22 protein-coding genes and 1 pseudogene are annotated in these 24,603 nt (G+C 70.8%); 13 read left to right on the top strand and 10 right to left on the bottom strand.

What is annotated here, in order from left to right:
- The first annotated feature begins 190 nt into the window (after nt 1-190).
- From ACIRS1_RS27295 to ACIRS1_RS27305, 3 genes are all read left to right on the top strand, one after another.
- Entirely contained in the window at nt 191-943 is a 753-nt protein-coding gene (locus tag ACIRS1_RS27295) for a response regulator transcription factor (RefSeq protein ID WP_402844447.1), read from the top strand.
- The gene (locus ACIRS1_RS27300) at nt 940-2,436 is read left to right on the top strand and encodes a sensor histidine kinase (RefSeq protein WP_402844450.1); all 1,497 of its coding nucleotides are present in this window, start codon (nt 940-942) and stop codon (nt 2,434-2,436) included. The genes ACIRS1_RS27295 and ACIRS1_RS27300 overlap by 4 nt, the downstream gene beginning before the upstream one ends.
- Before the next feature lie 184 nt (nt 2,437-2,620).
- Nucleotides 2,621-3,697, top strand: coding sequence for a phosphatidylinositol-specific phospholipase C domain-containing protein (locus ACIRS1_RS27305; protein ID WP_402844453.1), 1,077 nt, complete (start codon nt 2,621-2,623; stop codon nt 3,695-3,697).
- A 64-nt stretch (nt 3,698-3,761) separates the two neighbouring features.
- Here ACIRS1_RS27305 and ACIRS1_RS27310 read toward each other — a convergent pair whose 3' ends face one another.
- Nucleotides 3,762-4,958, bottom strand: coding sequence for a sensor histidine kinase (locus ACIRS1_RS27310; RefSeq protein WP_402844456.1), 1,197 nt, complete (start codon nt 4,956-4,958; stop codon nt 3,762-3,764).
- A 202-nt stretch (nt 4,959-5,160) separates the two neighbouring features.
- Here ACIRS1_RS27310 and ACIRS1_RS27315 point away from each other — a divergent pair, with 202 nt between their 5' ends.
- The 3 genes from ACIRS1_RS27315 (at nt 5,161) to ACIRS1_RS27325 (ending at nt 7,843) form a co-directional block, all read left to right on the top strand.
- Nucleotides 5,161-6,075, top strand: coding sequence for an ABC transporter ATP-binding protein (locus ACIRS1_RS27315; protein ID WP_402844458.1), 915 nt, complete (start codon nt 5,161-5,163; stop codon nt 6,073-6,075).
- 20 nt (nt 6,076-6,095) lie between these two features.
- On the top strand, nt 6,096-6,887 hold the full coding sequence (locus ACIRS1_RS27320) for an ABC transporter permease (RefSeq protein ID WP_402844460.1): 792 nt from the start codon (nt 6,096-6,098) through the stop codon (nt 6,885-6,887).
- Nucleotides 6,888-7,432: 545 nt separating this feature from the next.
- The gene (locus ACIRS1_RS27325) at nt 7,433-7,843 is read left to right on the top strand and encodes a transglycosylase SLT domain-containing protein (RefSeq protein WP_402844462.1); all 411 of its coding nucleotides are present in this window, start codon (nt 7,433-7,435) and stop codon (nt 7,841-7,843) included.
- Between the two features lie 166 nt (nt 7,844-8,009).
- Here ACIRS1_RS27325 and ACIRS1_RS27330 read toward each other — a convergent pair whose 3' ends face one another.
- The 5 genes and pseudogenes from ACIRS1_RS27330 to ACIRS1_RS27350 form a co-directional block, all read right to left on the bottom strand.
- Nucleotides 8,010-9,410 (bottom strand): hypothetical protein, encoded by a 1,401-nt coding sequence (locus tag ACIRS1_RS27330; RefSeq protein WP_402844464.1) that lies wholly within the window; start codon nt 9,408-9,410, stop codon nt 8,010-8,012.
- Nucleotides 9,411-9,481: 71 nt separating this feature from the next.
- Entirely contained in the window at nt 9,482-10,165 is a 684-nt protein-coding gene (locus tag ACIRS1_RS27335; RefSeq protein ID WP_402844467.1) for a hypothetical protein, read from the bottom strand.
- A 520-nt stretch (nt 10,166-10,685) separates the two neighbouring features.
- Nucleotides 10,686-10,871 (bottom strand): annotated as a pseudogene (locus tag ACIRS1_RS27340) (transposase); the annotation flags it as partial.
- Nucleotides 10,872-10,982: 111 nt separating this feature from the next.
- A complete protein-coding gene (locus ACIRS1_RS27345; RefSeq protein ID WP_402844470.1) occupies nt 10,983-12,239 on the bottom strand; it encodes an FAD-binding protein in 1,257 nt (418 codons plus the stop codon).
- Between the two features lie 90 nt (nt 12,240-12,329).
- The gene (locus ACIRS1_RS27350; RefSeq protein WP_402844472.1) at nt 12,330-14,384 is read right to left on the bottom strand and encodes an aldo/keto reductase; all 2,055 of its coding nucleotides are present in this window, start codon (nt 14,382-14,384) and stop codon (nt 12,330-12,332) included.
- A 267-nt stretch (nt 14,385-14,651) separates the two neighbouring features.
- Between ACIRS1_RS27350 and ACIRS1_RS27355 the strand changes: the two genes are divergently transcribed.
- From ACIRS1_RS27355 to ACIRS1_RS27370, 4 genes are all read left to right on the top strand, one after another.
- Nucleotides 14,652-15,158, top strand: coding sequence for a VOC family protein (locus tag ACIRS1_RS27355; RefSeq protein ID WP_402844475.1), 507 nt, complete (start codon nt 14,652-14,654; stop codon nt 15,156-15,158).
- Between the two features lie 14 nt (nt 15,159-15,172).
- A complete protein-coding gene (locus ACIRS1_RS27360) occupies nt 15,173-16,321 on the top strand; it encodes a zinc-binding dehydrogenase (protein WP_402844478.1) in 1,149 nt (382 codons plus the stop codon).
- 30 nt (nt 16,322-16,351) lie between these two features.
- Complete coding sequence (locus tag ACIRS1_RS27365) at nt 16,352-17,131, top strand: SDR family NAD(P)-dependent oxidoreductase (RefSeq protein ID WP_402844481.1); 780 nt, start codon at nt 16,352-16,354, stop codon at nt 17,129-17,131.
- Between the two features lie 521 nt (nt 17,132-17,652).
- Nucleotides 17,653-18,723, top strand: coding sequence for a family 16 glycosylhydrolase (locus tag ACIRS1_RS27370; protein WP_402844484.1), 1,071 nt, complete (start codon nt 17,653-17,655; stop codon nt 18,721-18,723).
- A gap of 40 nt (nt 18,724-18,763) precedes the next feature.
- On the opposite strand, the gene ACIRS1_RS27375 is transcribed toward ACIRS1_RS27370, so the two are convergent.
- Nucleotides 18,764-19,012 (bottom strand): hypothetical protein, encoded by a 249-nt coding sequence (locus ACIRS1_RS27375; protein WP_402844485.1) that lies wholly within the window; start codon nt 19,010-19,012, stop codon nt 18,764-18,766.
- Between the two features lie 259 nt (nt 19,013-19,271).
- Between ACIRS1_RS27375 and ACIRS1_RS27380 the strand changes: the two genes are divergently transcribed.
- A complete protein-coding gene (locus ACIRS1_RS27380) occupies nt 19,272-19,769 on the top strand; it encodes a hypothetical protein (RefSeq protein ID WP_402844488.1) in 498 nt (165 codons plus the stop codon).
- Between the two features lie 106 nt (nt 19,770-19,875).
- Here the strand turns inward: ACIRS1_RS27380 and ACIRS1_RS27385 are convergent, their stop codons facing one another.
- The 3 genes from ACIRS1_RS27385 to ACIRS1_RS27395 form a co-directional block, all read right to left on the bottom strand.
- Nucleotides 19,876-21,351 carry a UbiD family decarboxylase gene (locus tag ACIRS1_RS27385; RefSeq protein WP_402844491.1) on the bottom strand — a complete coding sequence of 492 codons (1,476 nt, stop codon included), beginning with the start codon at nt 21,349-21,351 and terminating at the stop codon, nt 19,876-19,878.
- A 13-nt stretch (nt 21,352-21,364) separates the two neighbouring features.
- On the bottom strand, nt 21,365-21,970 hold the full coding sequence (locus tag ACIRS1_RS27390; RefSeq protein ID WP_402844493.1) for a non-oxidative hydroxyarylic acid decarboxylases subunit B: 606 nt from the start codon (nt 21,968-21,970) through the stop codon (nt 21,365-21,367).
- A gap of 114 nt (nt 21,971-22,084) precedes the next feature.
- Nucleotides 22,085-23,305 (bottom strand): alpha/beta hydrolase family protein, encoded by a 1,221-nt coding sequence (locus tag ACIRS1_RS27395; RefSeq protein ID WP_402844495.1) that lies wholly within the window; start codon nt 23,303-23,305, stop codon nt 22,085-22,087.
- A gap of 98 nt (nt 23,306-23,403) precedes the next feature.
- Between ACIRS1_RS27395 and ACIRS1_RS27400 the strand changes: the two genes are divergently transcribed.
- Together ACIRS1_RS27400 and ACIRS1_RS27405 are read left to right on the top strand one after the other, a co-directional pair.
- Complete coding sequence (locus ACIRS1_RS27400) at nt 23,404-24,003, top strand: TetR/AcrR family transcriptional regulator C-terminal ligand-binding domain-containing protein (RefSeq protein WP_402844497.1); 600 nt, start codon at nt 23,404-23,406, stop codon at nt 24,001-24,003.
- 114 nt (nt 24,004-24,117) lie between these two features.
- Nucleotides 24,118-24,603 carry an indole-3-glycerol phosphate synthase gene (locus ACIRS1_RS27405; protein WP_402844500.1) on the top strand — a complete coding sequence of 162 codons (486 nt, stop codon included), beginning with the start codon at nt 24,118-24,120 and terminating at the stop codon, nt 24,601-24,603.

Genomic DNA, 24,603 nt, shown 5'->3' on the forward strand with positions numbered 1-24,603 from the left:
CGGGCCCCCCCCACCCGGGGGGGGGGTTGGGGGCGGGGGGGCCCCCCGGGGCGGGGGGGGGGCCCCCCCCCCGCCCCCCCGGGGGGGGGGGGGGGGGGGGCGGGCCCCCCCGCCCCCCCCGCCGATTCTCACAGCGAACACATATCCGACGGATAGGCTTTTCACGGCCGAAACGATCGAGGATGAGGCTATGTCCGCCCTACCACCCACCACTCCGCAGGCCCGCACCGGGCTGTCCCGACCCGACGGTTCCTCGCTGCGCGCGCTCGTCGTCGACGACGAGGCCGCCCTCGCCGAGCTGCTGGCCATGGCCCTGCGCTACGAGGGCTGGTCGGTGCGAACCGCCGGCGACGGCTCCACCGCCGTCCGCACCGCCCGCGACTTCCGACCCGACGTCGTCGTCCTGGACATCATGCTGCCCGACTTCGACGGCCTGGAGGTGCTCCAGCGCCTGCGGCGCGACACCCCGGACCTGCCGGTGCTGTTCCTGACCGCCAAGGACGCCGTCGAGGACCGGATCGTCGGCATCACCGCCGGCGGCGACGACTACGTGACGAAACCCTTCAGCCTCGAAGAGGTCGTCGCCCGGCTGCGCGGGCTCCTGCGCCGCTCCGGCGCGGCCGCCACCCGCGCCGACTCCGTCGTCACCGTCGGGGACCTCACCCTGGACGAGGACAGCCACGAGGTCACCCGCGACGGCGTGCCGATCGACCTCACCGCCACCGAGTTCGAACTGCTGCGCTTCCTGATGCACAACCCGCGCCGCGTCCTCAGCAAGGCGCGCATCCTCGACCGCGTCTGGTCCTACGACTTCGGCGGCCAGACCAACGTCGTCGAGCTCTACATCTCCTACCTGCGCCGCAAGATCGACGCCGGCCGGGAACCCATGATCCACACCCGCCGGGGCGCCGGCTACCTGATCAAACCCGCCGAGTCCCGGTGACCGCCGCGGAGCACCCCGCCCCCACCGACGACAACACCCGCCCCCGCCGACGCCTCTCCCTGCGCGCCCGCCTGCTGATCTCCTCGATCTCACTGATCGCCGTGGTGTGCGCGCTCATCGGCTCGGTCGCGGCCCTGGTCGTCCACCGGCAGCTGTACGGACAACTGGACCACCAGCTGGGCGACGCCCTCCGACGGGCCGTCTCCTCACCACCCGGCCCCCAGGGCGGGCAGGGGTTCGTCGGCACCAGCTTCCTCCTGGCCCCCGGACAGCCGCCAGCCACCCTGGGCGCCGTGCTCACCGACGGCCGGGTGCACACCAGCGGCATCACCTCGGGAGCGACCAGCCTCACCGTCAAACCGCTGACCACGGCACAGATCGCCGCACTGGAGGGCTTCGCCAAGACCCCCGAGCTGACCCCGAAGTCCCTGGACCTGCCCGGCGTCGGCACCTACCGCGTCGAACTGGCCCACAACGGAAGGACCGGCGACACGATCATCATGGGCCTGCCCACCGACCAGCAGCAGGACGTCATGGACGGCCTCGTCGCCGCCGAGATCTCCGTCTCCGCCGCCGTGCTGCTCGCCGCCGCACTCGCGAGCGTCCTGCTGACCGGCTCCGCGCTGCGGCCGCTGCGCCGCGTCGCGGCGACCGCCACCCGGGTCTCCGAACTGGAACTGCACCGCGGCGAAGTCGTCCTCCACGAGCGGGTGCAGGCCGCCGACACCGATCCGCGCACCGAGGTCGGCCAGGTCGGCGCCGCACTCAACCGGCTGCTCGGGCACGTCGCCTCGGCCCTGGAGGCACGCCACACCAGCGAGGCCCGGGTGCGCCAGTTCGTCGCCGACGCCAGCCACGAGCTGCGCACCCCGTTGGCCTCGATCCGCGGCTACGCCGAGCTCTCCCGGCGCGGGCACGAGGAGATCGGGCCGGACACCCGGCACGTCCTGGGCCGGATCGAGTCCGAGGCGGCCCGGATGAGCGTGCTCGTGGAGGACCTGCTGCTGCTCGCCCGCCTGGACGCCGGGCGCCCGCTGTCGATGGAGGCCCTCGACCTCGCGCCGCTGGTCGTGGACTGCGTCAGCGACGCCCGCGCGGCCGGGCCCGAACACCACTGGCGCCTCGACCTGCCGGACGATCCGGCCCTCGTCCTCGGCGACCAGGCGCGCCTGCACCAGGTGCTGGCCAACCTGCTGGCCAACGCCCGCAACCACACCCCGCCGGGGACCACCGTCATCGCCCGGGTCGCCCGGGCCGGCCCGTGGGTGCTCCTGCACGTGGCGGACGACGGGCCCGGCATCCCGCCCGAGCTGCAGCCGCACGTCTTCGAACGTTTCGCGCGCGGCGACGCCGCCCGGTCCCGTCACGCCGGCAGCACCGGCCTGGGACTGGCCATCGTCGACGCCGTCGTGGCCGCGCACGCCGGCGAGGTCGCGGTGCGCAGCGAGGCCGGTCGCACGGTCTTCACCGTCCGGCTGCCCGCCATCGGCTGAGACCGGCGGCACCCGACCCCTGCGGGGGTCGTCCCCACCGGCGGCCCGGGCCGCCCCCCATCCGTCCGCGAGCGCTGCGGGCCATCCTTGTCCACTCCTCTGTTCAGTGCATGACATCACCTGCCCCGGGTGGTGGCCCGGTCACCCATACACCGGTCCACCGCCCCGTCATCCAGGAGGACCCGTGTTCCCCAGCCACCAGTGGCACCGACCCGCCGCCGGTACCCGGCCCCCGGCCGGCACCCGCCTCGGCGCCCTGCGCGCACCCGCCGTCCTCGGCCTGGCCGCAGCCCTGAGCCTGGCCGCCGCCACCGCCCCCGCCTCCGCGGCCAACCTGCCCTGGGCGCCGAAGAGCTCGTCCCCCTGGTTCAACAGCCTGACGAGCATCAGCCTCCCGGACTGGATGAGCCACCTGCCCGCCGGCACCAAGCTGGGGCGGATGTCGATCCCCGGCACCCACGACACCCTCGCCATCCACGGCGGCCTCGCCCCCTGGTACTACGAGACCCAGGAGAACCACGGCGACAGCGCCGAAACCCTCACCGCCCAGCTCAACGCCGGCATCCGCGCCATCGACATCCGGGTCCGCGTCGTCAACGGCGGCACCGCCTTCGCCCTGCACCACAGCGACGTCTACCAGAACGCCAACTTCGACGACGTCCTCACCAAGGCCCGGACGTTCCTCACCGCGCACCCCGGCGAGACGATCATCATGAAACTCGCCGGGGAGTGCGGCTACGGCTCCGGCATCGGCTACTGCACGGACGACCCGTCCTCGACCACCGGAGCCGACCGCTCCCGCATCTTCCAGAGCTACCTCGCCCGCTACCCCGGCCTCTTCTGGGCCCCCTCGGCCACCGGCACCGGCACCGCCGCCACCCCCACCCTCGGCCAGGCCCGCGGCCACATCGTCCTGGCCCAGTTCGGCAACACCACCACCGGCTACGGCCTCACCGGCTACTCCAGCGGCAACATCCCCTGGACGGAATGCAACCTGGACACCAAGTGGGGCTACGTCAAGGCCCGCCTGGACCAGGTCGCGGCGGACACCGGCAACACGCTCAACTCCACCGGAACCTCGTCCAGCTGTCCCCCCTTCGGCGCCACCTACGTCGACATGGCCAACGGCTACCGCGGCGGAAAGGGCGAGAACCAGCGCCTCCAGGAGTACCTTGCCAGCACCACCGGCCACGCCGGCATCGTCGAGACCGACTGGCCGGGCGCCCGGCTGATCAACAGCATCATCACCCACAAGTCCTGACGCCCGAGCCCGGGCGGCGCGGTGCCCGTCACCGCGCCGCCCGGTGCGGCCCGGACCGGGCGGATCACGCCGCCCGTTCCCCGCCGCCCGGGCGCACCGCACAGGGCAGCTCGGCGGTGACCAGGAACCCGCCGTCCTCCAGCGGCCCGGTGGTCAGGGCGCCGCCCGCGAGCGTGACCCGCTCGCGCAGACCGACCAGCCCGTGCCCGCTGCTCGGGAAGCGATCCGCCGCCCGGCCGGCGGGCCGGGTGTTGCGCACGCTGACCTCCAGGACGTCCGGGCCGTGCCGCAACCGGACGGTGGCCCGGGCACCCGGGGCGTGCTTGTGCACGTTGGTGAGCGCCTCCTGCACCACCCGGTAGGCCGTCCGCTCCACCGCGGGCGACAGCTCACCCCGAACGCCCTCCACGGCCAGCAGCACCCCGGTGCCCGCCTCCCGGGAGGACCGCACCAGCTCGTCGAGGCGCTCCAGCGTCGGCTGGGGGGCCAGAGCGGCGTCCTCGGCGGAGTGCAGCAGCCCGAGCACCGCACGCAGCTCCTCCAACGCCGTCCGCCCCGTCCGCCGGATCAGCGCGGCCTGCTCGGCGACCGCCTCGCCCCCCGAGACCTCCAGCGCCCCCGCGTGCAGCACCATCAGACTCACCCGGTGCGCGACCACGTCGTGCATCTCCCCGGCGATCCGCGAACGCTCCGCCGTACGGGCCGCCGCCACCTCCACCGCACGGCTCGCCTCCGCCCGGGCCAGCTGCTCGCGCAGACTGGCCAGCAGCCCGCGGCGCGCAGCCAGCCACAGCCCCACCGCGACCGGCAGCGCCCCGCACGCGACCGTCCAGAACGCGATGTTCGTGGGAGCCAGACCGAGCGGGTCCGGCAGCACCAGGCGGGAGCCCAACGCGAGCACCCCGAACACCCGCAGCGCCACCGCGCGCCGGCGCGAGGCCGGCGGGTGCAGCGCCGAGTCGTACAGGACCAGCGCGATCACCCACGGCGCCGCCAGCAGCGTCCAGCAGGCCGCACCGACCACCAGGGCCGTCGCCGGCCGCCGCCGGCGCACCACCGCCGCCACCACCCCGCAGCACAGGAGCAGCAGCGCCCACGGCGCGCCACCGGGAAAACCGCGGACGGAACCCGTGATGCCGATGTCGACGGCCTCGTAGCCGAGCGCGACCAGCACCACGGCGGTCAGGACCCGGTCGGCGACCCCGGACACCCGGTCGGTACCGCAGACGGCGGGCGCGGAAGACAGCGGACGGTCACTCATGACGCCCAGGCTAGGCAGCCGCACCCCCCGCCCGGACCGGCCCCAGGTCTGCCCCACCCCCGACTTTCGTCGAGGGCACCCCGGCGCCCGACCACGACGAAGGTCGAGGAGAACGACGGCGCATCCGCCGATGCCCCGGCCCGCCGCCGGCCGGGAGGATCGACCGTGTGCCCAACGCCTCACCCCGGACGGAGAACCCCCGGTGATCGACGTCGTCAACCTCACCAAGTCCTACGGCGACCGCACGGTCGTCGACCGGCTGTCGTTCCGGGCCGAGCCCGGCGTCGTCACCGGATTCCTCGGCCCCAACGGCGCAGGGAAGTCCACCACCATGCGCATGATCCTCGGCCTGGACCGCCCCACCCGCGGAACCGCGACCGTCAACGGCCGCGCCTACGCCACATCGCCGGCCCCGATGAGCGAGATCGGCGCCCTCCTGGACGCCGGCGCCGTCTACGGCGCCCGCAGCGCCTCCGACCACCTGTGGTGCCTGGCCCGCGCCAACGGCATCGGCCGCAGAAGGGTCACCGAAGTCCTCCGCCAGGTCGGACTCGAGGACGCCGCACGCCGCCGCATCGGCCGCTTCTCCCTCGGCATGCGCCAGCGCCTGGGCATCGCCGCCGCCCTCCTGGGCGACCCGCCCGTGGTCATGCTCGACGAACCGGTCAACGGCCTCGACCCCGAAGGCATCATCTGGATGCGCACCCTCCTGCGCCGCCTCGCCACCGAAGGCCGCACCGTCCTGCTGTCCAGCCACCTGATGAGCGAGATGGAGCACACCGCCGACCACCTCGTCGTCATCGGCCAGGGCCGGCTCATCGCCGACACCACCGTGCGCGAACTCATCGACGGATCCCTCCAGACCTGCGTGCGGGCACGTTGCGCCGACCCGGACCGCCTCGCCGCCCTCCTCGCCCGCACCGGGGCAGAGGTCCACTGCGCACCCGACGGACTGCTGTCGATCACCGGCACGGACACCGACGAGGTCTCCGGCCTGGCCGCCGAACACGGCATCCCGCTGCGGGAACTGGCCGTCCACCGGCCCAGCCTCGAAGAGGTGTACCTCGAACTCACCCACCAGCACGCCGACTACACCGCCGCGCCCGCCGCCGCGTGACCGTGAGGAACCCACCAGCCATGACCAGCAGTCTGACCCTCACCCCCGTCCACACCCCCGTCGGCGAACTCGGCGCCGCACCGCGCCCGGCCACCTTCCTGGACGCCGTCGCCGGTGAATGGATCAAACTCCGCACCCAGCGCGGTCTCCTGATCACCCTCGTCATCGGCGTCGCCGTCACCATCGCGGTGGGCGCCGACAACAGCGCCGCCAACGCCCGCTCACTCGCCAAGGGCGGCTTCCTCCCCGGTTCGGACCCGACGTGGATCACCCAGGCCGGAATGAAGTTCGGCCTCCTCGCCTTCGCCATCGCCGGCACCCTGGCCGTCACCTCCGAATACGGCAGCGGCATGATCCGCACCTCGCTGACCGCCGTCCCCGCCCGCGGCCGCCTGCTGGCCGCCAAGGCCACCGTCCTCACCGCCGTCACCCTCGTCGCCGGGCTGATCGCCTCGGTCGCCTCCTTCGCCGTCGGGCGCTCCCTCATCGGCCCGGGCGTCCACCTCTCCCCGGGCGACCCGGGCGTGCTGCGCGCCCTGCTCGGCGGCGGCCTGTGTCTGGCCACCTGCGGCCTGCTCGCCCTCGGCCTGGGCTTCGTCCTGCGCAACGCCGTCGCCGCGGTCGGCGCGGTCTTCGCCCTCTACGTGGGCTCCCTCGCCGTCGGATCCGGCACCTACCTGCCCTTCGACGCGGGCCTGCGGATCACCAGGGCCGCCGAACCGCACGCCTGGAACGGCTACCTCGTCCTCCTCGTCTGGGCCGCCGCGGCCCTCGCCGCCGCCTACGTCCTCCTGAAGCGCCGCGACGCGTGACGGCCCGCCCCGGCCGCGCCGCGGAGGACCCGCCCCTCCCGGGCGGGTCCTCCGCCGTGCGTGCCCAGGCCGCTCACCGTGACCATGCGCCGTCGGACGGGAACCGTCGGTGTCGGGCGGCCCCCCGACCGCCCGGTGCCGTCCGTCCCTCGCCCGTCCGCCGCCCGGCCGGTCCGGTGGCTCCGTTCCACCGATCGGGGGAGGGCGTGGTGACGTCCGGGATCCGGGTGTCGTCGCAGGTCGGATCGGGTGTGAAGGCGTGGGTCGGGGAGTGGTGGCGGGGCGCCGGGACCGGGCGGGCGGGGCCGGGTGGGGGAGCGGCGGGTGGGGCCGCCGTTCGGACGGGCGGGTGTCCCGGCGGCACGGCCGTCTCCGGTTTCGTGGATGTCGAGGACGAGAGCGGGCCGGTCACCCCGGTCGCTCGGTGCCGACCGGGACACCGGTGGCCCGTCCTCGGACAGCCCCCGTCGGGTGCACCGCACCGGGCCGCGCCGCGGCCGCCGACGGGCCGGGCGTCCTCCCTCGTGAAAGGTCTCCACCGCATCATGTCCGTTCTGACCTCCCGACTGCGCACCGTGACGACCGTCCTGGGCCTGGGGGCCTCCGTGGCCGCCGGTGTGGCCATGGCGCCCTCCGCGTTCGCCGCCTCCTCCGCGCCCTCCGCTTCGCAGGTCGCCCAGGAGAAGGCCTACGCCCAGCAGATCGTCGGTGCCAAGTTCCCCGGCCAGGCGGGCCAGGTCCAGTCCTTCGACAACGTCATCCAGCGCGAGAGCACCTGGAACCCGAACGCGGTCAACGCCAGCTCCGGCGCAGCAGGCCTGGGCCAGCTGATGAAGGGCCCCGGCACCGGTGCCAGCTACCAGACCCAGCTCAACGCCGCCCTGGACTACATGGTCCAGCGCTACCACACCCCCGACGCCGCCTGGGCCCACGAGGTCGCCCAGGGCTGGTACTGACCGAAGTGCCTCCTCGGCCACCCCTTCACAAGGGCGGCCGGGTACGTGAACACGTGCCAGGGCCGCCGGCGTACTCGCCGGCGGCCCTGGCACGTGTTCACCCACGGGCCGGATCCCGCAGCAGTCCACTGGGATCGGCACTGTGGAAGTCCCTTAGAATTTCATATCACGTGTGCCGAGTGGCAAGCTGGCCGTCGCCGAACGATCCCGCATTACCCGAATGCTTGGAGGCGATATCGCTTGCCACGTTGTACAGGAAATGCCGGCAGCTGGGTTTCGCTACGTCGAGGCCTGCCCTGGCTCCCGCAGCTACGACCCGTGGGAGCGTCGTCCGCATCCTTCCACCACATCCGGCAATCCCCGCAGATCTTCCAAGGGCAATGACTGCCGCACTGATTTCGCCCGACGGGAAACCGCGGGATTCCATATCTTTCACCAGGCTGTCTGCTGTATAGATATTCCCCAGCATGTCTCCGAACGTTTTGAGTAGATCATCTGACACTCCTTCATCGTCTGGGTCCTTGAGGTCCGCCGGGCTCATATTCCAGCCATTTCGGGTGGCGATTCCGATTGCATGGTCGGACTCGTACGGAACCCCCAGGTTTCTTAGCTCTTGCGAGAACATGGTGATGGCATCTCGCATCTTTCCGCCCTGCTCTGCGTCCAGGACGATTGAATTCTCGGCCTTCTCCTGGCCAAGCGCGGCCAGCACCGTCGAGTTAAATCTAATCGTCTCTTTGTCGACCCTCGCCAGTAGACTCTCCCGCTCGGAGCTACCGGTGCCGCTCGCGCTCCAGTAGTCCAGTAGCTCCTCTTTGCACTTCTTGAACTCCTCCTCCCCCTCGGGGTTGCCGGTCGTGTAATACCGCCAGGCCGCCTTTTCCCAGTGGGCCATCCGAGAGTTAAAGGCAGAGGATTCGGCCTCGTCGATCTGCTGCTGCGTTTCGGCCGGTTCCGGGACGTAATTACTGTTGGACTCGAGCTCGAGAAGCCTTTTCTTTGCTTCCGCTACGTCCTCTTTTGCGTATTTTATCTGCATCTTGGTGCGTGCGTCGAGAAGGTCTTTCTCTGCCCGCTTGAGCCTCCTTTTCGCCGCGTCGATAGCTTCTTCCCTGGCCGCGGCGATATAGGCTTCGTCGGACTCGACCGCCCGGATTTGGGCGATATGGCCGTCGTCGGGCTCTCCTGCGCCGCCGGAGGATGATTCTGCCGCAGATTCACTGGAGGAGCGCTGGATCGAAATGGCTGGATCGGGCGCTTCGGGATGGGGTGTGCGAATCCCTACTGCCGCATGGTAGCTGTCCCAGCAAGAGTTGAGAATCGTTTCCAGGGTTTTGATTTTATTGTTCAGACTTGTCGCAGACCCCCCTTTCTTTCCTATTAGCGTTTCCTTGATGTCGCAAAGTTTATTGAAGAGGCCTTTCAGCTGCTCTTCCGATACCCATTCGGAGAAATCTGATTCGGGATTTTTTGCCGCCTTGGCCAGGTCGTTTCGGAGGGTTCTGAAGTCTTGTTCGAGATCTTCCAGTTTCTTCTTCGATTTTGCTAGTGCGTGCCCGTGGCCCATTTTGGTTCCTTTTCGATCGGGAGGGTTTGCAGGGGCTTCAAGCGTGCCCGTTTCGGGATTTTCGGGTTCGGTCAGACCCTGTTAGAAAGCGCATCCAGAAGGTTCTTGATCTCCTCCGCCGCGAGGGTCGAGGAATCGAGCGATTCGCTCATCACGGTGTAGTGACCATCGAGATCCTGCCGGTATTCCTGGTAGATGTGTTCCGCGTTCTTGTGCTGGTCCTCGTAGGGCAGCCGGCCGATCCCTGCAACTTCCTCCAGGATTCGCTCGGTGATCTCTTCGAAGATCTCATCACTGTCATCGTCTCCGGCCAGGCCCTCGCCGGCCAGCCAGCCGACGAAGTGACCTGCAACGGTTTGGGCGGCAGTCTTGTCTGCTTCCCACAGCGTGCTCAGGTAATTCCAGACGAGTGGTGTGGCTGATTCAGTGATAGCTGCCTGATATTCGAGGGCCCAGACATCGTTTCTCTCGATGCCCGTTTCCTCCAGAAAAGCGGATGAATCGAACGTCTGCAGGGCTTCGGCGGTCCTGTTCAGAAAGTCACCCAGCGCCGCCCAGCCCTCAGGGGAACCCGCCGCCTGGATGTCGTGGATGCTGTGGTCCAGTCGAAGACTCTCGGGAGAGTCGCTCTCGATGTCGGAAAGGAGGCGGAAGAGGGACTCCGACTCGCCGAACCGGTCCGCCAGTGTTTCCACATTGTCCCGAGCCTCCAGCCTGGCTAGTGCTCCCGCGAAGCCATACTCTTCTGGCGTCATTCCCTGTCCTCCGGATCCTTGGTACGGGGCGCTCCCCGTGCGGCCGTCTGAAAACCGGCACCGGTACTCGCAGCGATGGCCCGGCGCCGCAGCGGTGGCCCGGAATCGCGGCGGAAGCCGCGGCAGCGGTCGGCCACCCTGTGTGACCGTACTCGCTGGCGGCGGCAGGGCACATGGCCGAATGGGAATGCCATGGTGCAGCCGGAGATGCTGACGGGATCGTCCGATGCGAGGGCGGCCGAGCATCGTGCCCCTGGCGGGATCGGGCGCCGTGGACGGGTTGATTCGGGAGGTGCTCCGGTGTGCTGTGCGCGAAGGGCGGAAGTTGCGAACCGTGATCAACTTGGCTTTTCGGCAAACCAGTTCATGCCGCGTCTGCTTGTAGCGAGTGGATACCGCGGCGCGCTCCGGGCAACGACGACAGCCGTACAGGTCGCCGCGTGGTGGGCGCCGCAGTAGGTGGCGGATCGCCCGGGCCCGCCTCGGGATCGGCCGAGGGCTTGGCGCGTCTGCGAGCGGCCCGGACGTGTTCGAGCAGCTTGGCCCGGGTCCAGTCCGCCTTCCAGCGGGCGAACCGCTCGCGGACGGTCCGCCCACGGCCCGTACCGCTCCGGCAGGTCATGCCTCGGGCCCGGGTCCGCAGCCGCCACAACGCACCGTCAACCGCCTGCCGGCGATCACGCGACGGACTGCCACGCCCGTCCACCTACGGTGACAAGGGCTCTGTCCGCCCCCGTGCCGCGTCCGTCGACTCACCTCGACCTGCCGCACGATCAATTATCGGACACGCCTGGCAGGCCTTCCAGGAGACTGCCGGTCACCGGGGGAAGTAGTGGTCGACCAGGTCGTTGCGGAAGGTTCCGTCCGGGTCGAGCCGTTCCGTCAGCCTCGCGAAGTCGTGCCACCGGGCGTAGGAGCGCTCCAGGCGGTCGGGCCCTATGGCGGAGAGCTTTCCCCAGTGCGGGCGCGGGTCGAAGGAGGCCAGCACCCGTTCGACGTGGCCGATCGCGGTCCACACCGCGTCGTGGTTCTGGTTCCAGGTGAAGTGGATGGCGACGCTGGGCCGTTGGTGGCTTCCGCCGATCCAGCAGCTGTCCGCCGCGACCGTGCGGATCTCGGAGGCCTGGAGGGCGGGGGCGAGGTACTGGCGGACTCCGCGTACGGCCTCCAGCGCGGCTCCGGCGTCGGCCCGCGCCACGTAGTACTCCGACTGGAGCTCGGCACCGGTACTGGGGTTGAACTCGGCGCGGAAGTGCGGGAGCCGCTCGTGCCACGGGCCCGGCACTCCCAGCTGCTCCGTGCAGGTGTGGGCGGGCAGACCCGGCGCCGGATGGCGCGCGACCTCCAGTGGGCGGCCCATACCCGCGAAGTCCTCCATGTCGTCACCGACCCGCTGCTTGGACCACACCTGCAGACCGACGTACCAGTCGGTGAACACGCTGACGCTGTAGGCGGCGGCGAACACCTCGTCGAAGCGGTCGAGCAGGGATCTCCACGGCAGGCCGGTGTAGACGCGTTGGGCGACGTCGAAGGTCGGGACCAGGTCGAGTTCGAGGGCGGTGACGACGCCGAGCGCACCGATCGACAGGACCGCTCCGTCGAAGCCGGTGTCCCCCCGCGACAAGGAGGTCGGCTCCCCGTCCGCGGTCACCAGGTCGATCGACCGGACCGACCTGGCGATCGAGGCGTTGGTGTCACCCGAACCGTGGGTACCGGTGGCGCAGGCTCCGGCGAGGCTGATGTGCGGGAGCGAGCCCAGGTTGGGCAGCGCGAACCCGTGTTCCTGCAGCCGTGCGCTCAGCTCGGCGAACGTCGTCGCCGCACTGACGCGTGCGGTGCGGCGTTGCGGGTCGATCCGCACGAACCGAGGCATACGGTCGAGACTGATCTGGCAGCCGTCGGTGTCGGCGATGCGGTTGAAGGAGTGACCTGTTCCCACCGCGCGGACCCGGGCGTTGCCGGCGACGGTTTCCTGGAGCTCCTGGAGCGATCTGGGCCGGCGCATCGTCTCGGGGGTGAACGTGACGTTGCCCGCCCAGTTGGTGGCGGGTCCGGCAGCGGTGCGTGGTGCCATGGTGGCCTCCGGCAGGTGTTTCGACGGGGGTGGGGACGGCTGCTTCGGAGTGACGGGCCCGTTCGGCGGCCGCCCGCCCGGGTGCGCGGCTCAGTCCTCCTCGAACGTGTCGGGGTCCATCGGCCGGCCGGTGCCGTCGAGGGCGTCGGTGATCGCATCGCGCTCCGCCTCGGTGAGTTCGAGCCCGAAGACATCGATGTTGGCCGCGAGGCGGCCCGGGTCGGCCGACTTGGGGACGGGCACCACGCCGAGGTCCAGGTGCCACCGCAGGATGACCTGGGCCGCGCTGGTGCGGTGGCGGCGAGCGGTCTCGGTGACGACCGGCTCGCGGAGCAGGCTCCCGTCCTGGCCGAGCGGCCCCCAACTCTGGACCGTGATGCCCTGCCGGGCCGCGAAGGAGCGCCAGGACGGCCGGCTCATCCGGGGGTTCAGCTGGATCTGGTTGACCGACGGCTTGACGCCGGTCTCCCGGACCACCGCCTCGATGTGCGCGGGCGTGAAGTTGGAGACGCCGATGGCGCGCACCCGGCCCTGTGCGAGCAGCTCGGTGCACGCACGCCACGACTCCGTGTACTTGCCGCGCATGGGCAGCGGCCAGTGGATGAGGTAGAGGTCGAGGTGGTCGAGTCCGAGCCGGTCGAGGCTCGCGTCGAACGCGCGCATGGTCCGGTCGTAGCCGTGGTCGCGCCCGGCCAGCTTGGAGGTGACGAAGAACTCCTCCCGTGCGATCCCGCTGCGGCGCAGCCCTTCCCCCACTCCGCGTTCGTTCCCGTATCGCGCGGCGGTGTCGACCAGCCGGTAGCCGAGCCGGGCCGCCGTCGCGACGGTCTCGCAGGCCTCACGGTCGGACAGCGGCCAGGTGCCCAGTCCGATGCGCGGCATCTCCACGCCGTCGGCCAGCGGTACGGTGGGCGTGTTCGCGGTCATCTCCGGGCCTTCAGGCGGCGACGAGTTCGGGGCCCTGGTGGGCCGACCCTGCTTCGGCCAGTCGCGGTCGTCCAGCAGGTCCTTCATGACCCCGGCGGCCTGCTCGATCTCCTCGTCGGTGAGGTCGTTGACGAATGTGGTCGTCCCGATCCCGGTGAGCAGGGCCAAGTGCTGGCGGCCGTCCCGGTGGCGCACGGTGTCCGCGAAGCCGGCCTTGAGGAACTCGGCGTCGCAGAAGATCGGGTGGGACGGTGCCAGGCCGATGCCGCGCACCGTGTCGACGATCCGCACCAGGTCGTCCGCCGGCAGCAGACCGCGTCCGGTGGACAGGACCGCGCAGAACACGGAGCCCATGGCCACGGCCTCGCCGTGCAGCAGCAGCGGCCGGGCCGTCATCTCCACGCAGGGGGAGAAGGTGTGGCCGTAGTCCAGGATGCGGGCGAGGTCCGTCTCCCACAGGTCCTTCTGCAGTTCCTCCGCCATCCCCGCGATGGAGCGGCGCATCACCTCCCGGCCCGGCTGGAGGATCCGGTCGTCGGGGGCCGAGTCCTGGAGGCGGTCCGCGACCAGATCCGCCCCCTTCACCTCGAGGATCTCGAACAGCCGGGCGTCCTTGACCAGCGCCATCTTGACGGCCTCGCCCAGACCACTGCGCACCTGCCGCTCGGGCAGGGTGGCGATCAGGCTCCGGTCGATCACGGTGCGCGGCGGCGGGGCGAAGGTCCCGAGCCGGTTACGGAAACTCTCGTAATTGACACCGTTCTTGGCCGAGGTACTGCCGTCGATCTGGGAAAGGAGGGTCGTGGGGACCCGGACGTACGGAATGCCGCGGCGGTACAGGGCCGCGGCCATCCCCACCACGTCCTGCAGAGCTCCGCCACCGATCGCGATCGGCGGCGTGCTGACCCGTGAGGTGCCGATCTCGTTCAGCCGGCTCGCCACCTGGAGCACCTGGTCGATGGTCTTGTGGTCGTCGCCGGCCTTGACCAGCATGTACGCCACGTCGACGCCGCGCTGTTCGAAGTAGGAGCGCACCCGCTCGCCGAAGATGGTCTCGACGACCTCGTCCAGGATCACCAGCCGGGTGCCGGCGCAGGTGCCTCCGCCGGGTACGGCGGCGAGCGCGGGGTTCCCCGGGTCGAAGATGTCGGTCGTTTCGACGATCTCGAATTCGACGCGCTTCTCGGCGGTCATCGTCCAGGCGTACGAGACGTTCACGGCGCTTGCTCCCAACGGCAGTTGCTTGTCGTAACGCCAGCATCCCTCCGGTACCGGAGGAACGGGCTGCCCCCACGGATGACCGAAGGGACGATCCCCGCACGGTCGGGAGGACTGATCGGGCACCCCCGATCAGGGGAGCAAAGAGGGCCGCAGGCCTCGTCCGCCAAGACCCCGGGAGCGGCCGGGACCCGACCTACGGTGGAGGAACGACAGACCGCAGCTGAACGCCCACGGAGGCGGTCAGCGAAGCTGAGGCGGAATTTGATGAGTGAACCCATCCACCACATCGGCGTGCTCGTCCGGGATCTCGAAGCGGCGATCGACCGCTGGTCCCGGGCGACCGGCTACACGTTCAGCGAGGTCGGCCGGTACGTCACCGACGCCTACGTCGACCACAGCGAGGCCGACCCGCACCACCACGACGCCCGCATCGCCTTCTCCAAGGAAGGGCCGCCCCACATCGAGCTGATGGAGTTCACCGGCGAGGGCACGCATTCCCCGGCCCAGGGCGAGGGGATCCACCACCTCGGCTTCATGAACCACCCCGACGTCCTCGGCTGCAAGGAGCGGCTGGAGCGCGCGGGCGTGGCCGCGGACGGCATGGCCCTGGACGACGCGGGCGACATCCTCCTGTGGTTCACCGACAAGCGGGCCCTGGACGGGATCCGCCTGGAGTTCGTCAGCCCGGTGCCACAGCCGATCGTGATGGACGACGGACGCCCCGCCCACCGCGACGCCCACGGCTTCCCCAGCCTGTGGCCGACCGACTGAACCGGTGAACGATCATGGAAACGACCAGTGCCAACGTCTGGGTCGGTAAGGACCGCCTGGAGCGGACGTCGCTCCCGTTGCCGCCGCCGCCGCCCGGAGGCCTGCTGCTCGAGGTCACCGCGAACGGGATCTGCGGTTCCGACGCCCACTTCCTCTCCCAGGAGCCGACCCGGCCGTTCGTCCTGGGACACGAGATCGTCGGCCGGATCACCGCCTTCGACGGGGACCACGGCCGCCGTGACACCGCGGGGCGCCTCCTGAAGGAGGGCGACCGGGTGGCGCTGTTCCCCTGGGTGCCCTGCGGGCGCTGCTGGGGCTGCCGCCGCTTCGGACCCGGCGCGACGACCTGCACCGACGCCCGTCTCTACGGCATTCCCCCGGAGGCCATCGGCCTGGCCCCCGATCGATCCGGCCCCGCCGCGCAGACCCCCGCCCTGACCGGAGGATTCGGCCGACACCTGGTGGTGCACCCGGGAACCTGCCTGTGGCTCGTCCCCCCGGAGGTGTCCGACGAGGTCGCCTCCCTCCTCGACCCCCTCGCCGTCGCCATCCGCACCGTCAACGCGACCAAGACGCCCACCGGCACCTGGGACGAGGTGCTCACCGCCGACTCGACCGCCGTGGTCCTCGGACTGGGCGCGATCGGCCTGCTCACGGCCCTGGTCCTGCGCCAGGCCGGCGTGGGCACGGTCATCGCCGCCGGCGCCCGCCCCGCACGACTGGCCGCGGCCCGCACGATGGGGGTGGACCTGGTCCTGGACACCGGCGACCACGATCCGGCGGCCAGAGCGGCGGCAGTGCTCGACGCCACCGAAGGCCGCGGTGCGGACCTCGTCGTCGACGCGACGAACAGCCCCGTCGCCCTCTCGGAAGCACTGCGCCTGGTACGGCGCCTGGGCACCGTGGTCGAGGCGGGCAACATCGTGTCGGACGGAACGACGATCCCCGTCGACCCGGCGGCCGACATCTGCCAGCGCAACATCCGGCTGCTGGGGATGAGCTTCAACACCCCGCGCTCCTACTCCGAAGGCATCGCCATGCTGGCGCGGGCGGACCTCCCCTTCGCCTCGCTCGTCACCGCCACCTACCCGTTCGACCGGGCCGACGCGGCCATCCGCGACCTCGGCACGGACGTCGTGAAGCTCGTCCTGTCCGACGGGTAGGCCGCACCCCTCACCGAGAGAGCACACACCATGACCTCCAGCCCCCGCACCGTCCTCGTCACCGGCTCGACCGCAGGCATCGGCGAAGCCATCGCCGGCGCGTTCGCCCGGCAGGGGGACACCGTCGTCGTCAACGGCCGTGACCGCCGACGGGTCGACGAGGCGGTGGAACGCATCGGAGCCACCGCCACGGGGAAGATCGTCCCGGTCAGCGCCGACGTCTCCACCCGCGACGGCGTCCGCCGGATCCTGGACACCGTCCCGAACGTCGACGTCCTCGTCAACAACGCGGGGATCTACGGAGAGGCGGCCCCGTTCGAGATCACCGACGAGCAGTGGCAGACCTACTTCGACGTGAACGTCATGAGCGGGGTCCGCCTCACCCGGGCCTACGGGCCCGGGATGGCCGAACGGGGCTGGGGGCGGGTCGTGTTCATCAGCAGCGAGTGTGCCCTCGCCACCCCCGGCGAGATGGTCCACTACGGCATGACCAAGACCGCGCAGCTCGCCGCCGCCCGCGGGTTCGCGCAGGCACTGGCCGGCACCGGGGTCACCGTCAACTCCGTCCTGCCGGGCCCCACCCGGACGCCGGGGGCAGAGGACTTCCTGCGTGGCGCCTACGGCGGCGTTCCCTTCGAGGAGGCCGAACGCCGCTACATCGACGACTGCCGCCCCACGTCGCTGATCAAGCGGCTCAGTCGACCGGAGGAGGTGGCAAGCCTCGTACGGTACCTGGGATCTGACGAGGCATCCGCCATCACCGGCGCTGCGCTGCGGGTGGACGGCGGCGTGACGCCCACGATCATCTGACCCGGGGAGACAGTACCCGGCGGATTCCCGCGTGACAGGCCCCGGGGCGTTTCAGCGTCCCGGTGATCACTCGTCGCACGCCGCTGAGCCCGACCGTGCCGCTGAGCCCGACTGTGCCGCTGAGCCCGACCGCGCCCCCGCACGCGGGCGCCGGCGCCCGGGGGCCGCCCCGCTGCCGACCGGACCACCGGGGGGCCGGCGCCCATCCGGAGCCCGCCTGCCCCCACTCCTGCCAGGAGACGCGGACAGGCGGGCTCCGCGGCTTTCCGGCACCGCCGCAGCCCGGGCGGCGACCGCCCGGGCACCGGGACGGGAGCCCTTCGACCGGGCCCGAACTGTCGGTGGGTCACCCACCTGAACCACGCGACGGGCGGTGCCCCGGAATGGGTGTGAGAGTCGGTCGGTAACCGGCCCTCGCGCGTCGCAGGGGCCGGGGTCCCAGCACGCGCACGGCTTCCACCCGCCCGGGCCACCCCGGGCCGGGATCCGCCGTGACCTGTCCCAGAACGGCGGATCCCTTCGTGAAACTCCTGAAGCTCGCCGCCGCGTCCGTGGCCGGTGCGGCCCTGTGCGCGCTCGTGTCGCCGACGGCCCTGGCGGCGCGTCAGGGCGGCACCGTCCCGCCCTGGCCCCTGCCCTCACCCGGGAACGGATCCTGGCCGTTCCCGGGCAACCTGTGGAGCGGCTGGCCCCCGCTCTTCCCGTCGCCGTCGCCGTCGCCGTCGCCCGCCACGCCGACACCGGCGCCCTCCGCCGCTCCCTCGACCACCTCGCCCCGGCCACCGTCACGGCCCGCGCCGACCGGACCGACCGGGCTGTGGGAGCTGAGGTTCGCCGACGACTTCGACGGGACGGCGCTGGACCGGACGAAGTGGTCCTACCAGTCGGATGCGGAGGCCGACTGGTCCACCACCCCGTTGGGCACGGGGAACCCGGGCAACCAGCAGCTCGAGTTCGACCAGCCGGCGAACTGCGCCGTCGCCGGCGGCATGCTGGACATCACGGCCAAGCCGGACAGCGTCACCAGCGCCGCCGGGAAGCACTACGGGTGGTCCAGCTGCATGATCAACACGTCGCCCTCCTACGCCTTCACCTACGGCTACACCGAGGTACGGGCGAAGCTCCCGGCGCCCAAGGGCTTCTGGTCGGCGCTGTGGACGTGGTCCGCGCCCGGCGTCACCCTCCCGGCCCACGGTGAGACCGACGCCTTCGAGTCCTACTCCGACGACCACACGCGGCTCTACCTCAGCCAGCACAGTCCGAGCCGGGTCCAGCCGGAGGTCCCGTCCTGGTTCACTTGGCCCGGGGCCACCGGCTCCGCCCCGAACACCGCGGGCACGGTGCACCGGCCCGCGTTCGACCCGGCGGCGGACTTCCACACCTACGGCGTCGACATCGAGCCGTGGGGAACGGACTGGTGGATCGACGGCCGGAAGGTCCACCACACCGGCAGCGCTTCGAACGGGCCCGTCAACGTGCTCCTCAGCAACTTCGTCTATGCCAAGATCCCGCCCGAGCCCGGCAGCCAGGGGCACCTGGCGGTCGACTACGTGCGGGCCTGGCAACGGCCGGCCTCCTTCCCCGTGCACTGACGGGGGTGCCGATCCGGCGGGCGGGGGCCGCACCGCTTCGTCATTGGTCGTCGTCGACGGTGCGGGCGTCGAGCCAACCCAGCAGGATGGCGCGTTCGGCGAGGCTGAGCGGGTGCAGCGGGTCCGGGGTCGCGGCCCAGTGGCGTAAGCGCTGCATGGTCGTGACGTCCAGGTCCAGGTAGAGGTTCCAGTGGTCGCGGGAGTGGCAGTCCTGCCGGTGCTCCTGGCAGGTGTCGCAGTGGGTGAAGTAGGCGTCGATGAGGCGGTGGGCGGTCGGTTCGTCTGACACGGTGGGCTGGCGTCCTTGAGCTGTGGGCGTCACGGAGTGCGAGGGGGCGCACTTCCAGGGTGCCCGTCCGGGCGGCCGACCGGGCATGGCGAAGGTCCCGCAGTCGATGCCATGAGTCCCTGCCCCGGGCATGCCCCGGAGCAGGTCTCCCCATCGGTCAGCCGATTCATTGCCCCTATGGGCCTGGTCGCTGCTTGGGATTCCTTACATTATGGACTGAATAGTTCTTGGTGTAGAAGGAGGCGGTATCATCATGGAGATGTCGGACGATCTGAAATCCGGCGAATGGGGCCATCTATTCACTGCGGAAACCCTCGCGCTGCTATCCAGGTATGGGGCGCACGATGTTCCCGTGGGGATCATTCGTCGGCACTTCCTTCTCTATTGCATAGCCTACCTGGATATTGAGGACCCCGACTACGACGGCGAGGGGCCCGAGGGTGCCACGGGGGAGGAGGACCTGTATGACCGCGAGATTCCCGTAGTGAAGGTTTTGCGGGCGACGCCGTGGGGGGATCTCAGTGTGGCGTACGAGAATTACACCCAGGCTTTCTCGAAAGTCGTCGATGATCTCGACGAATACCGCTACATTGCCGATTATCTGGGCTCCCGGATCAAGAGCAGTGCGGCAGCCGACCTGCTTATCGGCGTGCTGAATTCTGATGATGACATTCCGGAGGTCGCCCAGGCGCTCCGGAATCATGGCACCAGGATCGAGGAGGTCGAAAGGATCCTCCACTCCCTGCAGTTGTCGTAGATCCTGCTCCTCCAGGAATCCGGCATCAACAGGCGCCACCGCGTTTGCACCCGCTGCTCGCTCTCTGCTCACGGCGGCGGAGGCCCGACCCGCCGGGAGGCCTTCCTCAGTCCTCGTCCCAGTGGTCGAGGACGAGTCGGCGGATGTGGGCCGGGTAGGCCTCGGCGAAGGAGCTGTGCGGCATGCGGCCCTGGCCGGGGGCGGGCTGGAGGCCGTCGTGGAGGACGACCGGCCCGGTCATGGCGGCCCGCTCGCTGTGGTGGTAGCAGTTGATCAGCGGGTGGATCGGGCCGTGCCACGCCTCGGCGCGGTCGGTGGGGTGGATGCGGGTGGCCAGGGCCCACATCAGGTCGGTGTCGTCGGCGGGGTCGATGTCGTCGTCGAGGACGAAAGCCTTGGCGTGGAGCCTGCCGGTCCGCGTCACGCCGTGCATGACCTCGCCGATGCGGTGGACGAACTCCTGGGAGTCGGTGTCCGGGAGCAGGTCCCGCCAGTTCGCCGGGACGGTGATCACCAGCCAGTGGGAGGCCGCGCGCAGGGGGGACCAGGCGGTGGTGACCGGCAGGCCGGCGGCGCGCAGGTCGTGCAGGACGTCGGCGGCGATGCCGACGCCGGTGACGGTGTGGAACTCGTCCACCGGGCGGCCCTCGGCGACGATCGGCCAGATCGGGGCGTCGCGGTGGGTGATGCACTCGACGGTGTAGACGGGCTGGTGGGAGGCCTCGTCGGGGACGTATCCGGCGAACTCGCCGAACGGCCCCTCGACGGCGGAGCGTTCCACGGACAGGTGGCCCTCGATGACGACCTCCGCGCCGGCGGGCACCTCGAGGTCCGACAGCTCGCACTTCACGACCTCGACCGGCTCGCCGTGCAGGGCGCCGATGAAGCCGGCCTCGTCGACGCCGTCGGGCAGCGGGATGCCGCCGACGAAGGGGATCGCCGGGTCACCGCCCTGGACGAGGGCGTAGGGCATGGGCTTGCCGATCTTCGCCCACTCCTGCCAGATGAGGCCGATGTGCTGGGGCGGGATCACCAGGCCGGTCATGCGCTTGCCGTCGATCATCATGATGCGGGCGATCGACCAGTTGGTCCACGAGCCGTCCGGGGTGCGGGCGACGATGATGCCCCAGGTGTTGAGGTACCGGCCGCCGTCCTGCTCGTGGACGCGGGGGATCGGGAAGCGGTCCAGCGTCGCGTCCTCACCGAGCAGGACGTTCTGTTTGCAGGGGGCCTGGTCGCGGGGCACCAGCCGGGGCGGCACCGGCGGCAGGTCCCGGGTCGCCGCCAGGGTGTTGACGAGCTGCGCGGCGGTCAGCTCCGGGGGCAGCCCGAGGGAGAGCGCGACCCGGGCGAGCGGTGTGCCGGGCGCGGAGCTCAGCGAGGCGGGTGCGCCCATCAGGCGGAAGCCGGGCTCGGCGCCGCCGACGTTCTCGAAGAGCGGTGCGGGGGCGGTGCGCTCGTAGGAGAGCCGGGTGATGGCCGCGGCCTCCAGGTCCCAGCTGACCTCGCGCCGTACGCGTTTGAGGTCGCCGATCGCCTCGAGTGCGGCGATGTGCTCACGGAGGTCCTTGTGGTGGTTCACGGGTGTGGTTCCTTCACTGGTTCGTCTGCAGGGCTCGCGGGCGCGTGGGGGCGGCGGCACGCATGCCCTCCCAACGCCGGGCCCGGGTGGAGTCGAGGCCGAACTGGTCGCAGATCCTCGCCACGATGTGGTCGACGACGTCGTCCACGGTGGCGGGGTGGTTGTAGAAGGCGGGCATGGGCGGCACGATGGCGGCGCCCATGCGGGCGAGGGCGAGCATGTTGTCGAGGTGGATCTCGCTCAGCGGGGTCTCGCGGGGGACGAGGACGAGCTTGCGGCGTTCCTTGAGCGTGACGTCCGCGGCGCGGGCCACCAGGCCGTCGGCGTACCCGGTGCGTATCCCGGCGAGGGTCTTCATGCTGCACGGGACGATCACCATCCCGTCGGCGGGGAACGATCCGGAGGCGATGGAGGCCCCCTGGTCGTCGGGGGAGTGGACGACGTCGGCCAGGGCCGCGACCTCACGGGTGCTCATCCCCGTCTCCAGTTCGACGGTGGCCCGCGCCCAGCGCGTCAGCACCAGGTGCGTCTCCACACCGTGATGGCGGCGCAGTTCCTGCAGGAGCCGGATTCCCAGGACGGAGCCGGTCGCTCCCGTCATTCCGACGATCAGGCGCACGTTCGTCTCCCCGTGTCTCTTCGGTGTTCTCTTCGGTCGGTCGGTGATCGGCGGGCGGGCCCCGGCGCGGGGTCGGCGGGCGGGGCCCTGCCGCGGTGTCGGGTCGTCGGCTCTTCAGACGGTCGTGTTGAGGGTGTCGTCGAGCCAGTCGTAGATGCGGGTTTGGGTGAGGCGCATGGCGCCGGGGTGGCAGTGGGCGCCGGCGCCTTCGTGGTTGGTGAAGTGCATGTGGGTCTTGGGGCAGGTGAGGTGGTCGTAGAGCTGTTCGGGCTGGCCGTGGAAGAACATGTCGTCTTCGGCGTCGCAGACGAGGGTGGGGCACTGGATCTGTTCGGCGATGCCGTGGGCGAGGGTGTAGTCGAGGTAGGAGGCGTTGAAGGCGCGGGGGGTGTCGACGCCCATGACGTACATGCCGTGGTTGATGGCCCAGCGGGCGATGGGGTCGGTGGCCATGAGCCGCTGGAGGGCGGCGTCGAGTTCGGGGGCGGACTCGGCGCGCAGGAGGTGTTCGGCTTCTTCGCGGGTGCCGGGGATGTTGCGGGTGGTGGTCTGGCCGAGGTCGTAGAGGCCGTCGACGGTGATGAGGGCGGCGAGGCGGTGTTCGAAGGCGGCGGCGCGGGGGGCGAGGATGCCGCCCATGCTGATGCCGAGCAGGGCGATGCGGTCGTCGTCGACGTCGGGCAGGGTCTGGGCGTAGTCGACGACGGGGGTGATGACGTTCTCCCAGTCGGGGCGGAAGGGCAGGTTCTGGTGGTGGCGGGGGCCGGGCATGCCGGGGCCGTCGAAGGTGAGGACGGTGTAGCCGCGCTCGACGCCGGCCATGGCGCCGAAGTAGTGGAGTTCCTCGGCGGTGCCGTCGAAGCCGTTGTGCATGATGAGGGTGGGGCGGGGGGTGGCGGTGTCGTCGACGCGGTAGAGGTAGCCGGGCAGGGTGGTGTCCTCGTAGGGGATCTGGACGGGTTCGATGATCGGGGTGAACAGGGCGGCGGCGGAGCGGAAGGTGTCGACGCTGCGGTCGTAGGCGTGGTCGTGGCGGGGGTCGCAGGGGTGGCCGTGGAGGAAGAACTCGGCGGAGCGGTAGTAGTTGGAGGCGCGCAGGAAGCCGTCGCGGGCGCTGACCCGGTGGCCGGCGGCCAGGGACTTCTCGGCCTGGCCGGCGACGCGGTCGGCGGTGGCCATCCACTCGGTGTACCAGCTGCCGTAGTCGCCCTCGGTGATGCGCTCGGCGGTGGAGACGACCTCGCCGAAGTCCGCGCCGCCGTAGGCGATGTGGCTCATCGAGCGCAGGGTCTCGTACCAGAACTGGATGTTGTTCGGGAACAGCAGGGGCTTCATGGGGGTCTCCTCGATCCGGAAGCACACATTTGTGCTTGCGAGGAAGACTGTAGGGCCTCGACCCGGCAGAAGCAAACATCTGTGCTTACGATGGGGTCATGACTCGAAACCAAGCGCCCGCCCGCGCCCGCAGAAGCCCCGAACAGGTCCGTGCGGCCGTCCACCAGGCCATCGTCGACCTGCTCTCCGACCCGGAGGGAGAAGACCTCACCATCCCCGCGATCGCCCACCGCGCCGGCGTCAACCACACCAGCGTCTACCGGCGCTGGGGCAGCCTCGACGCACTCCTGGCCGACATGGTCACCACCCGCCTCGAACGCGACTCACCCCTGAAGGACACCGGCAGCCTGCGCGGCGACCTCCTCGCCTGGGCCGAAGCCAGCGTCGCGAGCATCCGCACCGCCGAAGGCCGCGCCCTCGTGCGCGCCGTCATCCTCTCCATGCCGAACAACGCCCACGCCCGGGCCGACCGCGCGCAGCACTTCCAGCGGCGGATGCAGTCCATCGAACAGATCCGCCGGCGCGCCACGGACCGGGGCGAGGACCCGCCACCACTGGAGCAGATCCTCGACCAGCTCGTCGCACCGTTCTACATCCGGACGATCTTCGGCATCGACCCGCCGGACACCGGCTACCCCGAACTCCTCGTCGACCGACTGCTCGGCCCCGCGGGCGCACCGGGCCCCGGCGGTGGCTAGACCGTTCGTCGGCGAGCCCCGTCCGACACGGCCGGTCACCGGCACTTAAGGTGCACGGCTATCGTTGCGCACCGTCGCGCCCGCTGGGGGTGCCGTTCGAGGGGAGATCCCACGGTGTTCACGAGCGTTCTGTTGGTCGAGCAGCCGCTGTCCGCCATAGACGTCGACTTCGTGACGACCTTGCACGACGACGCCGTGTCGTTCGTCGTGCTGATGCAGCCGCGGGGGGCGGCGGACCGGCTCCTGCGGGTGATCGACGACATCGCGCTCGGGAAGCTCCAGGAGGCGGTCCACGAGGGCGACGAGCCGGAAGGCGAAGCCGCGCAGCGGCCGGCCGCCGCCGCGCTGGAGCACTCGCTCGCCGCGCTGCGGGCGGCGGGCTGCGAGGCGGTCGGCCAGGTCGTCGAGGGCCGGCCGCTGGATCTGCTGCGCTCGGTGGTCGACCGGGCGGGCGCGGACGAGGTGATCGTGCTGACCGCCCCGCACCTGGTGGAGGAGTTCTTCCACCGGGACTGGGCGAGCAGGGCCCAGCACACGGTGGGTGTCCCGGTGCTGAAGCTCTACGCGCACACCGAGGAGGCGACGGCGGGCGTCGAGTGA

The organism is Kitasatospora sp. NPDC101176 (assembly GCF_044768035.1).
Taxonomy (GTDB): domain Bacteria; phylum Actinomycetota; class Actinomycetes; order Streptomycetales; family Streptomycetaceae; genus Kitasatospora.